Source organism: Variovorax sp. 20P10.2.4, from assembly GCF_058244205.1.
The window spans coordinates 1-1,898 of sequence record NZ_JBZAYE010000984.1; the positions used below are offsets into that span (position 1 = coordinate 1).

Annotated in this window: 3 protein-coding genes; all 3 read left to right on the plus strand. The window is 73.3% G+C overall.

Annotated features, from left to right (window positions below; genetic code table 11):
- Positions 1-348: SDR family oxidoreductase (locus AC27VN_RS40210; RefSeq protein WP_490880321.1), on the plus strand; the 348-nt coding region annotated here is incomplete at its 5' end.
- A gap of 10 nt (positions 349-358) precedes the next feature.
- Positions 359-1,144 carry a citryl-CoA lyase gene (locus AC27VN_RS40215; RefSeq protein WP_490880322.1) on the plus strand — a complete coding sequence of 262 codons (786 nt, stop codon included), beginning with the start codon at positions 359-361 and terminating at the stop codon, positions 1,142-1,144.
- 92 nt (positions 1,145-1,236) lie between these two features.
- Positions 1,237-1,898: serine hydrolase domain-containing protein (locus AC27VN_RS40220; protein ID WP_490880323.1), on the plus strand; the 662-nt coding region annotated here is incomplete at its 3' end.

The following is a 1,898-nucleotide window of genomic DNA, read 5'->3' on the forward strand; positions in this document are numbered from 1 at the left end:
AACATCACGAGCCGCGCCGCGCTCGGCAAGGAGCTGCGCAGCGGCTACTCGGCCGCCAAGGGCGCGCTCAACGCGCTCACGCGCACCTGGGCGCTCGAGCTCGCGGCGCAGGGCATCACGGTCAACGCGGTGGCGCCGGGTCCGATCGCCACCGAGGCCTTCAAGGCCGCGAATCCCGCCGACAGCCCGCGCACGCGGCGCATCGCCGAGGGCATCCCGGTGCAGCGCTTCGGCGAGCCCGCCGAGGTGGCGCACGCGGTCGACGCCTTCATGCACCCGATGGCCTCGTTCATGACGGGCCAGGTGCTCTACGTCTGCGGCGGCATCACCGTGGGCCTGGCAGGCTGAGGGGCCGACGATGACGATCACCACCGAGATCGGCTACACGACCCCCGACGCGATCCACGTGCGCGGCCTGAACCTCGCCACCGAGATCATCGGCAAGCTCGACTTCGTCGAGATGCTGTGGCTGCTCGCGATGGCGCGGCTGCCCGAGCCGCGCGAGAAGGCGATGGTCAACATGCTGCTGGTGACCGCGGCCGACCACGGCCTCACGCCGAGCGCGATCGCCGCGCGCATGACCTGGCTCGGCGCGCCCGAGTCGCTGCAGGGCGCGGTGGCCGCGGGCCTGCTGGGCGCGGGCTCGAACTTCCTCGGCACGGTGCAGAACGTCAGCGAGATGCTGCTCGCGGCTGCCGCGGGCCTCACCGACGACGCGAGCGATGCCGAGCTGCGCGAACGCGCGGCCACGCTGGTGCGCGAGCGCCGGCAGGCGAAGCGCAGCATCCCGGGCATCGGGCATCCGATCCACGTCGACGGCGATCCGCGCGTGCCGACGCTCATGGCCGTGTCGAAGGCCAACGGCTACTTCGGGCGCCACTGGCGGCTCGCGCTCGCGCTGGTCGAGGTGCTGCGCGAGGACCATGGCCGCTACCTGCCGCTCAACGCGGCAGGCGCCAACGGCGCGGTGCTCGCCGACATGGGCCTCGACCCGCTGCTGGGCCGCGGCCTGGCGCTGGTCGGGCGCGCCGCCGGGCTGGTCGCGCATGTCTGCGAGGAATCGCGCGCGCCGACCGGTCAGCAACTCTGGGACCTGGTGCTGCGGCAGGACCCGCGCAACGTGCTGCCCGCCGACAAGCGCTGAGCCACGGGCCGTCGTTACGCGCGTTACGGCGGTGACGCGGCGGACGACGCCGTGCGTTGCCGCGGCGCCCGCGCGCTTCGAAGATGCGCGCCATGCGATATCTTCCCGCCTCCCTCCTCGCGCTGTCGGCGCTGCTGCTGCCGCTGGCCGGCCATGCCGAACCCACCGGCTTCGACAGTCCGCCCGCATCGCTCGCCGCCCGGGTCCTCGGCGACCGTCCCGGCACCATCGTCGCGGGCACCTGGCGCGACGGCACGGCGCGCTACGCGATCCAGCGCAATAGGCCTGGGCACGTCGGCAAGGCGAAGGCGATGGCGCCCGGCGAGGCGCAGCCGGTGTTCGAGATCGGCTCGATCAGCAAGGTCTTCACCGGCCTGCTGCTCGCACAGGCCGTGGAGCGCGGCGACTTCTCGCTCGACGACACGCTGGGCCGGCTGCTCGCCGACAAGGCCACGCTGTCGCCGCCCGTGGCCACGATCACGCTGCGCCAGCTCATCACGCACACCGCCTGCCTGCCGAACCTGCCCGCGCTGCCGGCGCGTCCGCCCGGGCCCGATTCCAATCCCTTCGCGAAGCCCACGCGTGCGCACCTGATGGTGGCGCTCTCCTCGCTCGAGCTCACGCAGTCGCCGCCGTGCGCGCCGCGCTACGGCAGCCTGGGCATCGCGCTGGTCGGGCAGCTGCTGTCGGACCGCTATGGCCAGCCCTGGGACCAGCTGGTGCGCGAGCGCATCGCCGTGCCGCTGGGCATGAA

Excerpts from the sequence above, each read along its gene's own strand:
- AC27VN_RS40215 (WP_490880322.1), top strand. The coding sequence starts at position 359 with ATGACGATCACCACCGAGATCGGCTACACGACCCCCGACGCGATCCAC.